The sequence below is a fragment of the Telmatospirillum siberiense genome (assembly GCF_002845745.1).
Lineage (GTDB): Bacteria > Pseudomonadota > Alphaproteobacteria > Rhodospirillales > Magnetospirillaceae > Telmatospirillum > Telmatospirillum siberiense.
Genome location: NZ_PIUM01000005.1, coordinates 82,708 through 100,174, shown reverse-complemented (window position 1 = coordinate 100,174; position 17,467 = coordinate 82,708). Strand labels below are relative to the sequence as shown.

The following is a 17,467-nucleotide window of genomic DNA, read 5'->3' as shown; positions in this document are numbered from 1 at the left end:
CATGGCCGCTTCTCGATGTGGATCAAAGGAGATTGCCATGCGCGCCGTTCTCTGCCGGGCCTTGGGCGATGAAAGCGGGCTCACCGTCGTCGACCTGCCATCGCCGCCGCTGCGCGCCGGCGGCGTCCGCATCGCGGTGCAAGCGGCCGGGGTCAACTTCGCTGATGGCCTGCTGATCGCCGGAAAATACCAGGAAAAGCAGACGCCTCCCTTCATTCCGGGATTTGAAGTGTCCGGCCGGGTGATCGAGATCGCCCCGGATGTCGTCGGAGTGACGCCCGGCGAGAGGGTGCTGGCGGTTCTCGACGCCGGCGGCTTTGCCGAGGAGGTGGTCGCCCGTGTCGAGGACGTCCATCGCTTGCCGTCGACGATGGATTGGATCACCGCGGCCGGTTTTCCCATCGTTTACGGAACATCGCATCACAGCCTGACCGCCAAGGCCGGCCTGCGCGGCGGCGAGACCCTGGTGGTGCACGGGGCGGCGGGCGGCGTCGGTCTCAGCGCCGTGGAAATCGGACATGCGCAGGGGGCCACCGTCATCGCCATCGCCGGCGGTCCCGATAAGGTGGCGGTGGCGATGGAGCATGGTGCCCATCACGGCATCGATTATCGGACGGAGGATATCCGCGAGGCGGTCAAGGCATTGACCGGGGGACGCGGCGCCGATGTTGTCTATGACCCTGTCGGCGGAGCGGTGTTCGACGCCTCGCTCCGCGCCACGGCGCCCAATGGCCGAATTTTATCGATCGGCTTCGCCAGCGGCGTGGTGCCGCAAATCCCGGCCAACATCCTTCTCGTCAAAAATCTGACGGTGATCGGCTATCACTGGGGCGCGTTCCGCAGGCTTGACCCGGCCGCGTTGCGGCACAGCTTCGAAACCCTGTTCGACTGGTTCGAGGCAGGAAAACTGCGCCCCGTCGTCTCCCGGACCCTGCCCCTGGAGTCTGCCGCCGAGGCCATTTCCCTGCTGAAGGGCCGGCAGGCGACCGGCAAGCTGGTCTTGGCCGTCCGCTGATAATTTCCCGTAAAAGATGAATTTCTTATATAGTTCTTATATCTGGCTGGCCGAGAGAGTCCACTCTGGCCGAAACGGTCAATAACCCTTTAGTCGTGCCTAGTTTTTGTGCTTTCCTATGCCACCTTAAATGTGTGCTCAAGGAACGAGCATTTTCGTTGTTTATTTTTTTAACCATGGTTATCGTCTTTGTCTAGAGGAACGGGGGTGCTTGCCACCTGAAATCGTTGATGACCTGGGATGGTCGGAAGCGCGCGACGACGTCTTCGTGGGGGATTTGCCTGATGAATAAATCGATCGCCTCAATGGCTTTTTTCGGTGGGGTCCTGCTGTGTCTCGCCGGTGGGAGCGCCCTGGCCCGCGACCTGACCGTGGTGTCCTGGGGCGGAACTTATCAAGACGCTCAGAAGGTGGTGTTCTTCCAGCCCTTCCAGACCAAAACCGGGATCAAGATGGCCGACGAGCCGTGGGACGGCGGCGTCGGGGTGTTGCGGGCCAAGATCCAGGGCGGCAACGCCAACTGGGACGTGGTCCAGGTCGAATCCGAGGAATTGGCCATCGGCTGCGAGGAAGGGCTGTTCGAGAAGCTCGACTATTCGAAGATCGGCGGCAAGAACGCCTATCTGCCGACCGCCGTCAGCGACTGCGGGGTCGGCAGCATCGTCTACGACTTCATCCTGGCCTATGATGGGGACAAGCTGAAGGAGGGCCCGAAGAGCTGGGCCGACTTCTTCGACCCCAAGAAATTCCCGGGTAAAAGGGCGCTGCGCCAGGGGCCGAAGACCAACCTGGAAATCGCCCTGATCGCCGATGGGGTGAAGCCCCAGGACGTCTACAAGGTCCTGAAGACGGAGGCCGGAGTCGACCGGGCCTTCAAGAAGCTCGACGGCATCAAGTCCGAACTGATCTTCTGGAAGGCCGGCGCCCAGCCGGCGCAGCTTCTCGCCTCGGGCGAGGTGGCAATGACCTCGGCCTATAACGGACGCATCACGGCGGCCAACGAGAAGGACAAGAAGAACTTCAAGATCGTCTGGGATGGCGCGCTTTACACCATCGACAGCTGGGTGATCCTGAAGGGCAGCCCCAACCGGGACGCCGCCTACACGTTCCTCGATTTCGCCGGCCAGGCCGAGAATCAGAAGAACCTGCCCGCTCACGTCGCCTATGGGGTGACCAACAAGGCGGCCACCGCCCTGGTCGATCCCAAGCTTCTGCCCATCCTGCCGACGGCGCCGCAGAACATGGCCAATGTCGAACTCATCGACGACCAGTTCTGGCTCGAAAACCTCGACCGGCTCACCGAACGCTTCAACAAATGGGCCGCCAAATAACCGGTAACGGCAGGGCGCCGATCCTTGGTGGTCGGCAATTAAAATTACAGTCATAAGCGGAGGGTAAATTGAAACGCAACACAGCCAAACTTTTGTCTGCCCTGGCGATCGGGGTCGGTACTTCGGTCGCCGCCATACCGGCGCATGCCGATGACATGAGCGATCTGAAAGCCCTGATCGGCGAACTGAAGGCGCAGGTCAACGAGCAGAAGGCGCAAGTCCGCGACCTGAAGGCGCAGATCAATTCCCTGAACGCCCAGGTCAGCGATCAGAAGAAACAGGTGAGCGATCAGGGCGCGCAGGTGCAAAGCCAGACCGCCACCATCCAGAAGGTCGAGGCCCAGCAGCAGGCCATCGAGCAGAAGCAGGCCTCCGCCGCCCCGGTCGAAGCGAAGCCGGAAACCAAGGAGGGCTACATCGCCGTTCCCGGCACCAACACCCAGATCAAGATCGGCGGCTATGTGAAGCTGGACATGGTCGACGATGTCAGTTCCAAGATCGGCAAGGATACCGCCACCGACTTCACCGCCATCCCGCTCAGCGGAACAGCGGAATCGCATCGGAACGGCCAACTCAATTTCACGGCCAAGGAAACCCGCCTGGGCCTCACCGCCCTGACCCAGTCCAACGCCATCGGCGACATCAAGACGGTGGTCGAGGGAGACTTCTACAGTTCCGGTTCCGCCGCCAATGGCAGCAACAGCGTGGTTCGCCTCCGTCACGCCTATGTGAGCGCCGCCGGCTTCACCGCAGGTCAAACCTGGTCGACCTTCATGGATCTCGACACGGCCGGCCCGGAGACCCTCGACTTCAACGGTCCTGTGGGTTACGCCTTCGTTCGCCAGCCGCAACTCCGTTACACCGCTGCACTGCCCACTGGCAGCCTGGATGTCGCCGTCGAAAGCCCGAAGGGCGACTTGTCCCGGAACGATACAAAAAATACGGTCGATAATCACCTCGACAAGGCGCCCGACGTTATCGCCCGCTATACGGTCGACCCGTCATGGGGGCATTTCGCCATTGCCGGCCTGGGGCGCTATCTGTCCAACGACAGCGGTGTTTCCGGGCAGCATGCCAGCAAGTTCGTCTACGGCGTCATGGCCGGCCTCGGCATCAAGACCTTCGGCAAGGATGTTCTGGCCTTCCAGACCGTGGGCGGCGACGGCGTCGGCCGCTACATGAACCAGGGCGAGGGTATCTCCGCCATCATCATCGACGAGAGATATCTGAAGCCGATCAACATCTGGGGCGGCACGGCCAGCTATACCCACTTCTGGACCGAAACCCTGCGCAGCAATGTCGCCTACGGTTACGACCACTTCGGCACCCCGGCCGGCGACCCCTCTTCCGCGCCGATCAAAAGCCTCTCCTCGATACACGCCAACCTGATCTGGAGCCCGTGGGACGCGACCGACGTCGGTATCGAATACATCTACGGACATATCGATACCACCGCCCAGAGCACCAGCACCACTGGCACCTCCGGCTCGGCGAGCCGCGTGCAGGGAAGCGTGAAATACACCTTCTAACGAGAACCCGTTTCGGGGATTGCCGGGCCAGCCCCGGCAATCCCTTCGGGCAGTAGGCCAGAAGCCGGAAGTGAAGCCTCGAGGATCACCGCCACAAGGCGATCTCAGTCGCTCCGTGCTTGGATAAGTCCTCGCCCGCTTTGCGGGAGAGGGCGGCGAGCGTGAGCGAGCGGGTGAGGGGTGCTTAGCGTCGGCGCGACTTAAAGACTTGTTTGTTTCCGCACACTTTTCCGCGCTCCCGCGCGTAAGTCCCCTCACCCCACTCGCTTCGCTCGTCCCCTCTCCCGCAAGGGGCTACGGCATTCACACATCTTTTTTTCGGTGGAGAAAAATCTGTCGTTTGCGAGCCAAAGACGAAGCAATCCTTCAGTGGCACCGGCGTCCCTGCCGGTGTTCCGGCGGGAGCCGGAAAGGCTCCGCCTTCGGCGGATCACCGGCACGGAGGCCGGTGCCACTGTTTTATCCAAGGCTGGCAATGCACTGATAAAACTACGAAATTTGAGATATGTGAATCCGCTAGCCCGCAAGGGGCGAGGGGAGATTTTTCTTATCCGAGCGCTTATGGGCACGGAGGACCGGTGCTACTGTTTTAGGATAAGCTTCAGATTTAGAAGCGATAGCCCAATCCGGCTCCGACCAGGAAATGCCCCTGCATCGTGGCACCTTCCATGGAAAGGTTTCCGACGGGACGGCGGGCGGCGGCTGTGCCGATGACACTCAAATTAGGCGTCAGGGCGTGGTTGACCGTGAAGGTCAGATTGACGTCGGAGGTCGGAGCGACGACTTCGGACAACCCCAGGCCACTGGCCGGATTGACCGTGAAACGCTCACCCAGCCAAGCCGCGCCGAGACGCAAGCCATAACTCGTCCCGGGCTGGCCCGGCTTGGCGCCGACGGCGGCCCCCAAACCAGCGACGATGCTTCCGTCGAGAGACGGTGTCAAAGACGCGTCCACCCGATAGTCCTCGGCCTGCCAAGCCAGGAATCCCCCGGTCTGCATTCCTTTGGAGGTCATATCGTTGAAGGCGCCGCCGGTCAGCGGCGCCACTCCGGCGACCAGATTTCCGTTTCCCCATCCGGCCAGACGCGTGCCCCCGGCACTCGACGAAGCGGCACCGCCCAGGGTCAAGGTCGAAACTTTCGGCAGACTCCCCCCATCGGCCGCCGAGACGGCCGTTGCGGCCAGGAGGCCGACCAGCAGGGAGAGGTGGAAAAACGGCTTCATAACTCAATCACTAACCAAGCAATCCGAAGGCTGATAATAGTCTTTTCGCGCTGCGAAAAAAATCGGAATCATCGCAGATCGAATCGCTTTCGCAACGAAATCGCCGAAACGGCAGCGAAGCGAAAAGCGTTTCCTCCCCGATAAGGGTGGGGATAATCACATCCCGCGGATCTGTTGCCACTCCTGGGCGCGCTTCTTCGCCTGCTGAAGCGACGGCGCCGCCAGCGTCTTGCCCAGTTCGTCACGTTCGGGGCGCGCTTCCTCGGACCCCATCTCGACGGCCAGATCGAAATACATATAGGCCCGCGGCGAATCCTGCGCGACGACTGTTCCCAGAAAATAGATGCGGCCTAATTGATAAAGCGCCTCGGGATGCCCCTGATCGGCGGCGCGAAGCAGCCAGCGCACGGCGGCGGGACCGTCGAGAGGAGCCTCCAGGCCGTTCAAATGCGCCATGCCTAGGTAATACTCGGCCGGGGCGAAGCCTTGTTCGGCCGCCGCCCGCAGCCATTCGACACCCTCGACGGACGTCCGCGACGGACCATGTCCGATCTGATGGGCCGGGTCGCCACCCATCAGCAGCAGGGCCAGCAGATAGCGCCCCTCCGGGCTGCCCAGTTGCGCCGCCTTGCGAAACCATACGGCCGCATCATTGAGATTCTTGGGGACGCCGGCACCCTGCTGATAGAGCTTGCCCAAGGCCAATTGGCTGTCGACGTCGTTCTTGTCGGCGGCGGGGCGATACCACCGCGCGGCTTGCGCCTCGTCCTTGGGAACACCGTCACCGTTCCGGTAAAGCTCGCCCAACGCATACATGCCCGGGACATTGCCCTGCAAAGCGGCCTTCCGGTACCAATCGGCGGCCTCGGCGACGTTCTTTTCCGTCCCTTCGCCGTCCTCCTTCATCTGCCCGACCTCGAACTGGGCCTCGGCGAGATCCTGGTCGGCGGCCTGACGGATCCATTTGTAAGCCAGGTTGAGATCGCGTCCGATCCCCTTGCCGTCACGATAAGCCAGGCCGAGGTCGTATTGCGCCTGGCGATTTCCCGCCTTGGCGCCGACCTGCAGCTCCTTGACCGCGCGGGCATATTCACCGCGCGCCATGGCCTGGGCGCCGGCGGTTTCCGCCCGGACGGGCGTGGAAAAACCGAAACATCCGACGCCAACGACGATGGCGGCGGAAAAAAGGATGATGCGACGAAACATGAGAAGCTCAGCCAAGTACCCGAAACGAGCGGCGCGCATATTCCCACGGTCGAGGCCCCATGTAAATCGACTGGCGATGAGCCAGCCCGCTTTACATCCCGCGATCGCCGTACAGAGCGCCGATCTCCTGGGCCATGGAGACGTCCTTCCGCGACACCCCACCGCAGTCATGCGTCGATAGGATGACATCCACCTTGTTGTAAACATTGGACCATTCCGGATGATGCGCCATACGTTCGGCCAGCAGGGCAACCCTTGTCATGAAGCCGAAGGCCTGGGAAAAATCGTCAAACGAGAAGGATCGGGAAAGGGCGTCGCGATCGGGCACCATCCGCCAGTCCGGCAGCAGCTCGGGTAGAGACTCCCGTTCCCGGGATGAAAGGCGCTCAATCATGGCACACACCTCATGTTCGCCGCCCCTCACCAACAATGGGGTGGCTTGGCCCCGCCATCAAGACGCGCTAGTGTTTGGTTTCCGAAGTTCGAAGGGGTCTCGAATTTCACCGGGATCAAAAGCACCCCGATCGGCCGCAAGAGGGCGCCAGCCATGACCGTACGCCATACGACGCCCCCCGATATGACTGAACTGGAAGCGATCGCGACGGCGGAGTTGGACCGCATTCCCCCGGAACTTCGCGACCATCTGGGAAGCGTGGTTCTTAAAATCGAAGAGTTCCCGGACGAGGAAACCGAAGAGGAGATGGACCTCGAAAGTCCGTTCGACCTTTTGGGACTTTACCGCGGAATCGCCCTGCCTCACCGCTCGCTGCTCGACGTGCGGACCACACCCGACATGATTTTCCTCTATCGCCGGCCGCTACTCGATTTCTGGTGTGAAACCGGCCAGGATCTGCGGGCCGTCGTCCGCCATGTCCTGATTCATGAAATCGGACATCACTTCGGTTTCAGCGATGACGACATGGAGCGAATCGAGGAAACGTGACGCGGAGACGGCTTTCGCATGCTACTATCCTTAAGCCTGCCACTTGAGTTAATGTTTGTCCGCCATGTCAGACGAGGCTTCCGTCCCAGGCCCCGCCGGTAACGGTACGGGCGACAGCAATTCCGACACGATACCTCGTGTCGTCTTTGAGCATGCCTTTTTCGCAAAGCTCGAGGACGCCTTTTTTCAAAAGGCGGAACAGAGCGGTGAACCGGTCCTGACCATCCGCTTCGCCAAGAATCATTTCTCACTGCCCTTCAAAGGCATCCTGCGGGAATTCCGAATTGCGGAAGACGGCCCCGATGCCCAGATGCTGGCGCAAGTCACCAAAGCCTTGAAATATGTCAAGGGCTTGCGAATCGGCGACCCCCTACCGAAGGAAATCCTGACGCGCGAGGCGTCCTGGGAGCTTTCGGAGCGCCATGTCAAGATCGCCTATCAGCGCGTCACCGTGCAGTTGGTCAACTGGATGACCGGCGGCCAAGACGTGGTCACCGACCCCGAAGAATTGTTGCAACTCGCCGATGATCCGCAAATCAAGAAAACGGTGAACACTGCCTTCGGAGAGGCGGCGGAAAAACTGGGGCTCGGCCGGGATCACAAGGAGGAAGTGGTCAACCACGTCGAGACGCTCGCCCATGAACTGGCCTATATCGAGGCGCTGCGCGACCGTTTCCGCCATGTGGTGCGGATGGAAGCGAAGATTCAGGAGTTGCGCCGGCTTTACGGCCGGGAACGCAGCGTGCTGGAAATCGCCGATCAGGTGGCCCGACTGGGTGAACGGGCGGTTGACGACTTCAACTCCGCCTTTCTCGAAGTGGATGCCCAGACCGGTGAAATTCTATCGGTCCTGCGCAATCTGGATAGCCAGATCGCCTACATCCGCGATAAGCGCGACGAGATCTATGCCAAGCTGATGGCATGGGATGACGTCTTGGCCGAGTGGGACAAGGTTGAAATCAAGATGTCTCCGGATAAGCCCGAACTGTTGCGGCGGGCCTATCAATTTCTGGCGCCCCGTTTCATGGCGGTGAAGGAATGGGTCTTGATGAGCAAGCTGCAAAGCGCCGACGGCGGTTCCGCCGTCAGCCAGCTCGCCTCCGGCGACAAGAAGCCGAAAAAGCCCACGAATGTGATGCGGTGGTAGGAGTTCGCGGGATTGCGCTCGCCGCTTTCCTCGCCATTCTCTGCCTCGCCCGTCCGAGCATGGCCAAGCCGCCACTCGACTATCAGGATCCCCCCTCCGATCCGCCGTCATCGGGTAAAATCGAACAACCCGATGAAAACCACATGAAGGGCACCGTCCCGAATCGTCTGATCGCCCCGGGGCCGTTCCAAAGATTGCCGTCCATCGATGAAACCCCCTGGGTGGTCACGGCGATCAGCGATCGTCCCTACTGGACCGTCGGCAAAGCCGATCCCGTGCTGACCACCGCCTGCCGGTTACGCGATTTCGGCAGCCTTCCGCTCAACAGAATGGTGGTGCGCTTCAATGGCGAGGAGGGACGCGGCCTGTTGCAGGTGGTGCCCCCGACCCATCGATTCCTGCTTATCGACAAACGCAAACTGAGCCGAGCGGATGAAACCTACTATTTCCTCAATACCGGACTGGCCACCTGCGAGGTGTGGTTCACCGGAAAGGGGAATGCCCGCAAGCTCAATTCTCCTCAAAAATCGTCACTCCCCCCTCCGGATCCACGGGCCTTGGCCAAGAAAAAGGCCCTGATCAATAGTTGGCCAAAGAACTAAGGCCAAGATTGGCAAGTATCTTATGGCATACTCCCCCACTTTCGGAATGAGCCGCCCATACTTTAAAAAAGTCATAATTCCGCTTCTTCCATTCTACACGCATCGCACCATATTTTTTTAGGATGCTCGGTCCGATTTTGAGCATCGGGAGCACAACAGCGAATGCTGTACGATGAAAGCAGATGGAAGCCCATGATATCCGAAATTTTGGAACCCATCGTCTGGACGAATGCCCATCTCATCGGCAATAAAGCCATCGATGACGATCACCGGAAGCTCGTCCTGCTCTTCAACGAGCTGCTCGCCGTCTGCTCCGCCGGCGCCGACAGCGCCATCATCGGGCGGACCCTTGAGGCGGCCATCACCCTGACCCGCGAGCATTTCAATCGCGAGGAAGACGTGCTGCAGGCGAGCGGCTACCCCCGTTTACAGGCGCATCGGCAGGAACACCAGGTCCTGCTGAAGCAACTCGTCGCGTTCGGCGCCCAACTGACCGGGGGCGCGCCGATGAGTGTCGATCCCAACGTCGTCGGTTTTCTGAGGGAATGGGCGATTCGGCATATTCTGGGGCATGATCGGGAATATGCGGCTTACCTGCAGCAAAACAGCCTGGAGGAATCCGGGATCTAGGGCTTGTGGACATTTGGCAATCGGCCAGATTCTCTTCGTCCTCTTGATGGTTCCGGTGCGCTCCAGCTTTTGATTAACCACCAAGGCACCAAGACACCAAGGTGGCGGAGCGTGCCACAGGCATTTTCCCGTCCCGTCATCGGCTGTCGGCCGTATGCCTGCGGCGCAGATTGGCCGCCGCCGACTGATCCGAAAGACGCCTTGGTGTCTTGGTGCCTTGGTGGTTCAAAATATCCGGGGTTTCCTTTCATGCCATCGGGGGACCAGAGGCAACGTTAAAGCGCTCCCATCAAGAGGGCATGGCCGTCATGAATGTCCACGCGCCCCTAGTCCGGCTTCTCACCCCCCGTCGTTTGCGTAGTGCTTCTCGGCATCACGGATGATTTCGATCCCCTGAATCATGTCGGACATCATGAAATCGGCCCGCTTGATCGGACCTCCCGCCCCCGAATGGGGGAAAGCGTGGGCGAAGGCGTTCATCTTGACGGTCAGGCCGCAAAGAGCCGCGCCGATGGTGACGTGATGACGCTCCACCATGGCTTTGACCGCGCGGAACTCTTCCTGATTGATATTGCTCCACATCTGGTGAGTCCGTTTCTCAAAAGACTCCAGCGTTCCGGTGATCTTCGCCGTGACCGCGTTGATGACCTCCTCGATGAGATCGCAGGTCTTCATCAAATTGCCGTTTTGCCTCAACTGGAAATGTCGCCGGATCGGCCCCAGGGATTCGAGGCAGGCGGAGAAATAGGGCTCAAGCCGCTCCAGGCAATAGCGGAAATAGGAAAGCGCCATGAAGGTGTCGCCATAATTTTCCAGAAATATCGGAACATCCATGACATCGATGGACAGCGTCTTGGCCATATTGATGAGGCGTTCCCGCGCCTTGGCCACGTCGGGATCCCTGAACATCCGGATCAGGTCGTCATAGGTTTTGACGTCGCCCCCCTCCTCTCCATAAATGATCTGGGTAAGAGGCCGCGTGAACAAGATCATATATTCCGACAGCTCCTCGGATTTTTCCGGGCTGAGACGCAGGCTGGCGTGATCATTTACCGCGATGTGAAGCTGCCGCAACGAAATACGCAGAGAATAGACATCGTAACTGGGCAACAGGGCAAGTTGCCGGATAATGACGAGATCCTTATGCAACTCCCCCGGCGGCCATCCGCAAATCGCCGGAAGGGATTCGACATCAACCTGACCAGATCCGGTTTGATCGTCGTGAAATATCTCAACACTACTTTTTAGTTGAGAGTTTTTGATCAATTTTGCCGTTCGAATGCTTTTTGTCTCTATCGGCAAAATAGACAGCGGCAATATGAACATCGAGTCCATATCGGTGTCTTCGATCAGATCCAGCCTGTCTTCCAACCCGTCCTCGCTGTACGCGGGCCCGATCTCCAATCGATAATGTTTGGATGGGCATTATCGTAATAGGCTACGCGGCCTTCATTCGGACTGCAAGACGGGTCCATCTGTTCCCTGGAGTTCCGGAACCGATCCGGACAGGATTTCGCATATTTGAACCCCTGTCCGGCGACGTATCCGCGCTGTCCTCACATGGAGCCGTCGCCGCTACGCGGTTTTGGAAGAAATCTGGTCGCGGTTATCGCCGCGAGCACGATCAGGAACGGCTCAAGGGGCAGCCGATAACGCAATGAACCAACAGTCAGAGCGTGAATCACTGTAAAATAGGCAATAAGAGCATAAATCGGGAGGATTTTACGCCAAATATGACGATTAACAAAAATACCGATAATCGATAATATCAGCACCGGCCCAAATGAAATTGCTGAAATAATGGAAAAAATACCCGTACTGTATCCATCCGCATTTGGAATTATGCTCCAGAATCTCCTTATCTTATTTAGAGAGCGCTCGATAGTTTTCTCCGGATATTCCATCATGAATTTCTTGGCACGTTGTGCATAGGCAGCCTGCCGATCCAATTCTTGCGGCATCGCATTGATTTGCTCAACGACATCTTGTTCCGCATCCCTGCTCCAATCGCTGTCACCATGGAGATTGGCGGGATTATTCCCGAGATAAAGCACCGATGACGACGACGTGGCGAAGGGAACGAAAGCGTCGAACAGAAGGAAATTGCGAATCCACCACGGGGAGAGCATCCCGGCATAGACGGTGGCCCCGATCAGCAGGACCATCAGGCTGTGACGTGTCGAACATTTTTTTGACCATGCGACGACAACCGGAAGCAGTGGCGGCAAGATCGTCAGAGTGGCCCGCGCGTATGTGGCAATTCCCCCTAGAATCATCACCCCGATCAAGGCTCCGCCAATCCGGCATCCCCGTCTCCGCCAGACCAGGAGCATGGCAAAGAAAGCCAGCAGGGCGGTATCGAACAGCGTCTCGCTCAGGGCCAGCCCCTGGTAAAACAGAAAAAATGGATAAAAAGCGACAATCGCGCCGGCCAACCGGGCCGCCCTGTCATCTCCGCAAAGAGATCTGGTGATATGCAAGGCAAGCCATGACTGCAGAACGATTTGAACGCCTTGAAAACAGCGGATGGCATATATTTCGCGAACATCGTCGCCACCGACAAGCCAGCGCAGCGCAGCAAAAATCATCGATGGAAGCGGCATTTCCCAGGCTTTCCCACCGTTGGAGACGAATCCCCCGTCACTCAGCCAGTACGCCGCACTGGCCAAAAAACGTCGTTCATCGGGAAACGTCGGACGCGCGGGAAAATAAAAGCTATCGACAGCCAGACAGGCCAGAACACTGAATGTCCAGACGATCGGCATTCCGCCGCCGAGGCGTCGCTTCAAGAACAACGAACGAACAACCTCACCAACCATGTCTTGCGCCTGATCATCATTGCAATATGCACCCTCCGATCGCTTCCGACATTCTGTTTGTCTGGCGCGGAGATCATGCAGACTTTATCGGGCATCCCACGGTAAATCCCAATCGAAAATCGTCAGATTCTTCTCTACACTCCGCCTCCTCACGGAATGAAGCGGCGGTGTGTAGAGATCGAGCCCCGCTCAGCCGGTACGAGTCTGAGGAGCATGGCAGTGTTTCAGTCCCCTTACGTTTTGACCGGTAAAAGCCCCAAGATCATTTACGTCGCCAAACTTTCGTTTCGGCCGAAAGGCGCCGGTTTTTTCGGGGTTCCCTACAAGTTATCGAATGGACTGACCCGCGCCGGATGCAACGTCATCAATTTCAGCGATGACGACGTCGCCCGCGCCTCCAGCATTTTCCGCAACCGGAAAACCGGGGCGAAAGGGGCCAACCGTAAATTGGTGGCACTGGCCAAGGAAATCGGACCCGATATCATCATTCTCGGACACGCCGATACCATCCGCCCCTCGACCTTGGAGGAACTTCGTTCCGTTTGCCCGAACACCCGCCTGGCGCAATGGTCGGTCGACCCCTTGTTCCTCGACGAAGACCGCGAGCGTGTCGAACGCAAGATCGACCGGGTGGATTGGACCTTTTCCTCCACGGGCGGGGAGTATCTTCAGGCGCTCGGTCGGAACGGCCATGCGGTCGCCTTTCTGCCCAACCCCGTCGACCCAAGCATCGAGCGCGCTCGCAATTTCACCAAGAGCAGCCATGAGCTGCCGTTCGATCTGTTTTATGCGGCCGGATATTCCGAAATCCCCCGTTTCCATGGAGGAATCCAGACGACCTCCGGACGTATTGTCGAAAGAATCGTGGCGGAATGCCCGACATTGCGGGGACTTTTCCCGGGAGCCCGCGAGGGATCGCCCCATGCCTTCGGAGCGGCGTTCGAACAAGCCTTGGCCTCCGCGGCCATGGGGCTCAACATCAGCCGGCGCAACGATGTTCCCCTTTATTCCTCCGACCGTTTCGCCCAGTTGGCGGGAAGCGGCATCTTGACCTTTCTCGACCGGGCGACCGGCTATCCGGAGATCTTCGGCGAGGACGAGTTCGCCTTCTATTCGACGGAAGACGAGATGATCGACAAGATCCGTTACTTTCATGCCCACGACGATGAACGGCGATCGGTCGCGCGGAAGGGGTGGCAGGCTTATGTCGACGTCTTCGATACGACGAAAGTCGCCTCTTATATGGTTGGCGTGATCATGGGAGAGATTGACCCGGCAAAACATGTCTGGCATCGCTGACATGAATTATTTCCAGATTTCTTTTTTTATATTTGTAATACTTGGTTTTTTCGTCACTCCCAGCCCCGTCTGGGCCATGATATTTTATCTGGGGGCAGCCCCCCTCACCGCGCGGGAAGCCTGGCGCAAGCGGGATTTCGCCTGCTTGCGGGACCCGCTTGCCGGACTTTTTCTCGTCACCATTCTATGGTTCGGCCTGACTTTGCTGTGGGGCGTCAACCAACCGGCCCCTCGTATCGGGCAATATGCCGCCGCGACCGTCACCAACGCGCTTTTCGTCATCGGCGGGCTGTTGTTTTTCAGCGATACTGGCAATCCATGGCGGGAGCGGCTCTTCCGCTTTCTCCCCATCGCGGCGACCGTCAATATCGTCATCTCCGCGCTCCATTATTATGTTTTTCTGGCCCAGTCGTTCGACACCCGGCTGACCGGGTGGGCGGAAACCAGACATCAGATTCTCGGCTCGGACATTATCGCGGTAACCGCGGTCTTTGCCCTGCGGAATTTGTTCGAGCCCCAGGGGCCCGGCAATCCGCGCAGGGAGCGCGTTCTTCAGGGACTGAGCCTGTTCGCCGCCCTGATCTTCATCGTCCTTACGGGGAGCCGAGGATCCTTCGTCGCCCTGGCCTGGGCGGCCGGACTTTTCCTCTGGCTGGTTCGGCCCCGGTTGATGTTCCTGGTTTTCCTATGCCTGACCGTCTTGGCCGGCGGGCTCTTTTTCGCGTCCGAGCCCTTGCGGCATTTCATCATGGAGAACGTTCTCCGTGATCCCATGCGCTTGCGCATATGGGCGGCCACTCTCGATTATGTGGCGGAAAGACCGCTTCTCGGTTACGGCGTCGCCACGGTGGCGACCTTTACGGAAGATTGGATCACCTTCCCGCACAGCATGTATTTCTCAGCATTGTTTTATGGCGGCTGCGTCGGACTGGCCCTGGTGGCGATGCTGTTCTCCGCCGTGGTCTGGAGAATATTGAAAAGAGCCGAAAACCGGGATCGCGCCTTCCTGCTCGCCCTGATCAGCATTCCCTTGATCGCGGGGATCACCGATACCGGCCAGTTCATCAAGAACCCCTCCCCCCAGTGGTATATCGTCTGGCTGCCGATCATCATCGCCACGGCGATGACGGTGAAAGGCAAGGCGGCGGCCGACATCCCCAGAGCAGAATCGGCATCGCTCCGTCATTCCCTGTGATAAGCGCATCGGCGCTGACTTCCTCCACAGGGGGTAGGCACGCATCTCAAATTTTGTCGTTTCATCAGTGCATTGCCAGCCTTGAATAAAACAGTGGCACCGGCCTCCGTGCCGGTGATCCGCCGACAGGCGGACCCTTTCCGGCTCACGCCGGAACACCGGCAGGGACGCCGGTGCCACCCAAAAAGATGTGTGAATGCTATAGCCCCTCACGGAAGAATGAGGGGGAAAGTCGCACAAGACCTGAGTATTTCTTCCGCCTTTCGGTGGGATGCCCTGAACCTCACATAAGCAAACGGCCGGTATCGGAAACCCGATACCGGCCGTAAACCTTTTGCCTCTTTGGGGAAAGGCCCCGGAGAAAATCTCCGGGGCGCAAACCGTCTTAGAAGCCGATGATGGTGGAGAACTGGATGCGGTTGTCGTGCGCGGTCGTGCCCGAATAGGTGCGAGTCGCCCCAGTAGTAGTACCCAGGTAGAGAGGGGAACCGACATTGGTGTAGGCATAGATGTAAGCCGCACCGAAGGTCACGTATGGATTGACGGTCCAGAAGGCGTTGGCTTCCAATTCGCTGACCGTGTTCTGCAGGCCGTTGGCGACCTGAGAGCATCCCGCCGCGACCTGGGAAGCAGACAACGAGTTGCTACCAGTGACGGCGCAAGCATTCTTATTCCAGGTATGCTGCTGACCATAGATCAGGTTACCCTGAATGCTGTCGGTGAACCAATGCTGATAGTTGACGTTATAGCCGCCGACCAGTTGGGTCTGGAGCTTGCCTTGACCATTAACCACCGCCGAGGCCGACTGGATGTTCATGTACCGGCCGACACCCTCACCACCGCTCACGCGGAAGAGAATGGCATTCTTGGCGTTGCCAAGGCCCGTATAGATTTTCGGACCGGTCGAGAAGCCATAGCCGATCGTCGCATCATGAGCGTAAACATTCTTGGTGCCGCTGATGCCGTTTGGATAGGAAAGACCAGCAACGTCGTCGACCTCAAGGTAACGGGCCATGAGGGTGGTGCTCCACCGGCCCCACGATCCATTGATGGCATATTTGGCCAGGATATCGGGCGCCTTGGTGGTGTTGTCGATGGGCATGTTGCCACCGGCCGTGGTGAAGGCTTCCTTATCCGCGCCAACGTAATCGTTATAGGGGTTTTCCACACCGACATAGATCTGATTCTTCTGATCCTTGTCGAGGTCCCAGCGATATTGCAGAACCGCCTGGCGGACACCGCTTTCGGTGCCGGCCGGGCCGGTCAGATCGATGGAGTTCGGGATGGTGGCGCGGTCGGTCCACAGGGAATAGGTCTGGCCGGCGGTCAGATTGCCCAACGTTCCATAAGCCTGACGCAGACGCAGGGTCGAGGAGTTGGAGTTGGAGGAGTTTCCGTCGTAGTTGCTGCCGCGGAATTCGCTCTCGATGAAGAACTTGACCTCGCCATATTCGGTCGGCGTCCGGGTCTCGGCGATCAGACGGGACGTCCGGGCATCCATCTGGAAGCGGCCGGTTTGACGAGCCGCAGGCGTGCCAGCCAGGGCGAAGCCGGCGTTGCCGCCGGTCGCGGAACTTCCGTTACCCGTCGCGTTGGCCAACGCTGTCTTGTTGATGGCGTAGCTCTGCGCACCGGCGGCACCCAGATTGCCTTCGGCGTCATAGGTGACGTCCATCTTGGCGAAGCCGCCGATCTTCATCATGGTGTTGGTGCCGGGAATCTTGAAGGCGCCAAGGAAGCTGCCAGGTTGCTGCGTGCCAGCGGGAGGAGGAGCAGCGACCGGAATAGCCGCGGCGGCGGCCGGAGCGGGGGCCGCGGCCTGCTTGGCCTGCAAATCCTTGAGCTGCTGCTGGAGCTGGTTGATTTGCTGCTGAAGGCTCTGCAGATCGACGTCGGCCGCCTGGGCGACCGTGCCGGATGCCGCGAGCAGGGCGACGGCGGCTGCCATCGTTCCATACTTGTTAAGGCTACGCATTTTGCTCTGTTCTCCCCTAAAACTGTTTGTCGCCACCCACGCGAAATTTTCGGTCGATGCCCGACGCTACTGGAACAATAAAATCCCAAGTAGCGTGGACAATGAGCAAAAAAAGAGGGAGGGTCAAGCGGTAAGGCCACCGCTTTCGGATCGAAAGCAAACACTGTGTTATTTATGATACAGTTGTGTGCGGTGCACCCTTAAGAGCTTCATCCATTTGGAATTTGATCATTTCGCAATCAACAAATTTGTCACAGTCGGGAGGGCGCCGGCCCTCTCGCGAGGGGTGAGAGCGAGCGGAAACCGCACGGCCGGGAAGCGTCGCCAATCGTGATTTTCAGATGTCGCGAGGGGGCTCCCGATACCTGGGATTGGACGCGCTTGGGCGTATCGGATGAGGCGGGCAAACCCACGGCCGTGCCGGCGCCTATATTTGCCGCAACCAGATACCGTCATGCCCGGACTTGATCCGGGCACCCACCTGTCTGCCTCCAATGACGTCGGCAGACCAATGCAATCATGGATTGCCGGGTCAAGCCCGGCAATGACGG

General features: G+C 59.0%; 15 protein-coding genes. 9 read left to right on the top strand and 6 right to left on the bottom strand.

Translation table 11 applies throughout. The features are described from left to right. The first annotated feature begins 37 nt into the window (after positions 1–37). From CWS72_RS06745 to CWS72_RS06735, 3 genes are all read left to right on the top strand, one after another. The gene (locus CWS72_RS06745; RefSeq protein ID WP_101249815.1) at positions 38–1,015 is read left to right on the top strand and encodes an NADPH:quinone oxidoreductase family protein; all 978 of its coding nucleotides are present in this window, start codon (positions 38–40) and stop codon (positions 1,013–1,015) included. Between the two features lie 284 nt (positions 1,016–1,299). After that, positions 1,300–2,346: an ABC transporter substrate-binding protein gene (locus CWS72_RS06740; protein WP_101249814.1), complete on the top strand. Its 1,047-nt coding sequence runs from the start codon at positions 1,300–1,302 to the stop codon at positions 2,344–2,346. 68 nt (positions 2,347–2,414) lie between these two features. Beyond that, positions 2,415–3,875: a DcaP family trimeric outer membrane transporter gene (locus CWS72_RS06735; RefSeq protein ID WP_101249813.1), complete on the top strand. Its 1,461-nt coding sequence runs from the start codon at positions 2,415–2,417 to the stop codon at positions 3,873–3,875. A gap of 607 nt (positions 3,876–4,482) precedes the next feature. Here CWS72_RS06735 and CWS72_RS06730 read toward each other — a convergent pair. The 3 genes from CWS72_RS06730 to CWS72_RS06720 form a co-directional block, all read right to left on the bottom strand. Continuing rightward, a complete protein-coding gene (locus CWS72_RS06730) occupies positions 4,483–5,100 on the bottom strand; it encodes a hypothetical protein (protein WP_101249812.1) in 618 nt (205 codons plus the stop codon). 156 nt (positions 5,101–5,256) lie between these two features. Further along, positions 5,257–6,306, bottom strand: a complete 1,050-nt coding sequence (locus CWS72_RS06725) for an SEL1-like repeat protein (protein WP_158240537.1) — start codon at positions 6,304–6,306, stop codon at positions 5,257–5,259. Between the two features lie 91 nt (positions 6,307–6,397). Continuing rightward, on the bottom strand, positions 6,398–6,700 hold the full coding sequence (locus CWS72_RS06720; protein WP_101249810.1) for a 4a-hydroxytetrahydrobiopterin dehydratase: 303 nt from the start codon (positions 6,698–6,700) through the stop codon (positions 6,398–6,400). A gap of 153 nt (positions 6,701–6,853) precedes the next feature. On the opposite strand from CWS72_RS06720, the gene CWS72_RS06715 reads away from it, so the two are divergent. The 4 genes from CWS72_RS06715 to CWS72_RS06700 all read left to right on the top strand — a co-directional run bounded on the left by CWS72_RS06715 (position 6,854) and on the right by CWS72_RS06700 (position 9,628). Further along, positions 6,854–7,249: a metallopeptidase family protein gene (locus tag CWS72_RS06715; RefSeq protein ID WP_101249809.1), complete on the top strand. Its 396-nt coding sequence runs from the start codon at positions 6,854–6,856 to the stop codon at positions 7,247–7,249. Positions 7,250–7,313: 64 nt separating this feature from the next. Beyond that, positions 7,314–8,396, top strand: coding sequence for a hypothetical protein (locus CWS72_RS06710; RefSeq protein WP_241911625.1), 1,083 nt, complete (start codon positions 7,314–7,316; stop codon positions 8,394–8,396). After that, positions 8,390–8,998: a hypothetical protein gene (locus tag CWS72_RS06705; protein ID WP_146002656.1), complete on the top strand. Its 609-nt coding sequence runs from the start codon at positions 8,390–8,392 to the stop codon at positions 8,996–8,998. Before CWS72_RS06710 ends, CWS72_RS06705 begins: the two co-directional genes overlap by 7 nt. Before the next feature lie 192 nt (positions 8,999–9,190). Continuing rightward, positions 9,191–9,628: a bacteriohemerythrin gene (locus CWS72_RS06700; protein WP_158240536.1), complete on the top strand. Its 438-nt coding sequence runs from the start codon at positions 9,191–9,193 to the stop codon at positions 9,626–9,628. A gap of 339 nt (positions 9,629–9,967) precedes the next feature. Here CWS72_RS06700 and CWS72_RS06695 read toward each other — a convergent pair whose 3' ends face one another. Beyond that, complete coding sequence (locus tag CWS72_RS06695) at positions 9,968–10,777, bottom strand: hypothetical protein (protein ID WP_241911615.1); 810 nt, start codon at positions 10,775–10,777, stop codon at positions 9,968–9,970. Between the two features lie 407 nt (positions 10,778–11,184). Further along, complete coding sequence (locus CWS72_RS06690; RefSeq protein WP_101249806.1) at positions 11,185–12,447, bottom strand: hypothetical protein; 1,263 nt, start codon at positions 12,445–12,447, stop codon at positions 11,185–11,187. Between the two features lie 219 nt (positions 12,448–12,666). On the opposite strand from CWS72_RS06690, the gene CWS72_RS06685 reads away from it, so the two are divergent. Beyond that, the gene (locus CWS72_RS06685) at positions 12,667–13,746 is read left to right on the top strand and encodes a glycosyltransferase family protein (protein ID WP_206747696.1); all 1,080 of its coding nucleotides are present in this window, start codon (positions 12,667–12,669) and stop codon (positions 13,744–13,746) included. Between the two features lie 76 nt (positions 13,747–13,822). After that, positions 13,823–14,941 carry an O-antigen ligase family protein gene (locus CWS72_RS06680; protein WP_158240534.1) on the top strand — a complete coding sequence of 373 codons (1,119 nt, stop codon included), beginning with the start codon at positions 13,823–13,825 and terminating at the stop codon, positions 14,939–14,941. Positions 14,942–15,326: 385 nt separating this feature from the next. On the opposite strand, the gene CWS72_RS06675 is transcribed toward CWS72_RS06680, so the two are convergent. Then, on the bottom strand, positions 15,327–16,916 hold the full coding sequence (locus tag CWS72_RS06675) for a DcaP family trimeric outer membrane transporter (protein WP_101249803.1): 1,590 nt from the start codon (positions 16,914–16,916) through the stop codon (positions 15,327–15,329). Between the last annotated feature and the right edge of the window lie 551 nt (positions 16,917–17,467).

Coding starts and splice junctions, on each gene's coding strand:
- CWS72_RS06720 (WP_101249810.1), bottom strand. CDS start 6,700: ATGATTGAGCGCCTTTCATCCCGGGAACGGGAGTCTCTACCCGAGCTG.
- CWS72_RS06675 (WP_101249803.1), bottom strand. CDS start 16,916: ATGCGTAGCCTTAACAAGTATGGAACGATGGCAGCCGCCGTCGCCCTG.
- CWS72_RS06680 (WP_158240534.1), top strand. CDS start 13,823: ATGATATTTTATCTGGGGGCAGCCCCCCTCACCGCGCGGGAAGCCTGG.
- CWS72_RS06690 (WP_101249806.1), bottom strand. CDS start 12,447: ATGGTTGGTGAGGTTGTTCGTTCGTTGTTCTTGAAGCGACGCCTCGGC.
- CWS72_RS06730 (WP_101249812.1), bottom strand. CDS start 5,100: ATGAAGCCGTTTTTCCACCTCTCCCTGCTGGTCGGCCTCCTGGCCGCA.
- CWS72_RS06710 (WP_241911625.1), top strand. CDS start 7,314: ATGTCAGACGAGGCTTCCGTCCCAGGCCCCGCCGGTAACGGTACGGGC.
- CWS72_RS06740 (WP_101249814.1), top strand. CDS start 1,300: ATGAATAAATCGATCGCCTCAATGGCTTTTTTCGGTGGGGTCCTGCTG.
- CWS72_RS06715 (WP_101249809.1), top strand. CDS start 6,854: ATGACCGTACGCCATACGACGCCCCCCGATATGACTGAACTGGAAGCG.
- CWS72_RS06725 (WP_158240537.1), bottom strand. CDS start 6,306: ATGTTTCGTCGCATCATCCTTTTTTCCGCCGCCATCGTCGTTGGCGTC.
- CWS72_RS06700 (WP_158240536.1), top strand. CDS start 9,191: ATGATATCCGAAATTTTGGAACCCATCGTCTGGACGAATGCCCATCTC.
- CWS72_RS06745 (WP_101249815.1), top strand. CDS start 38: ATGCGCGCCGTTCTCTGCCGGGCCTTGGGCGATGAAAGCGGGCTCACC.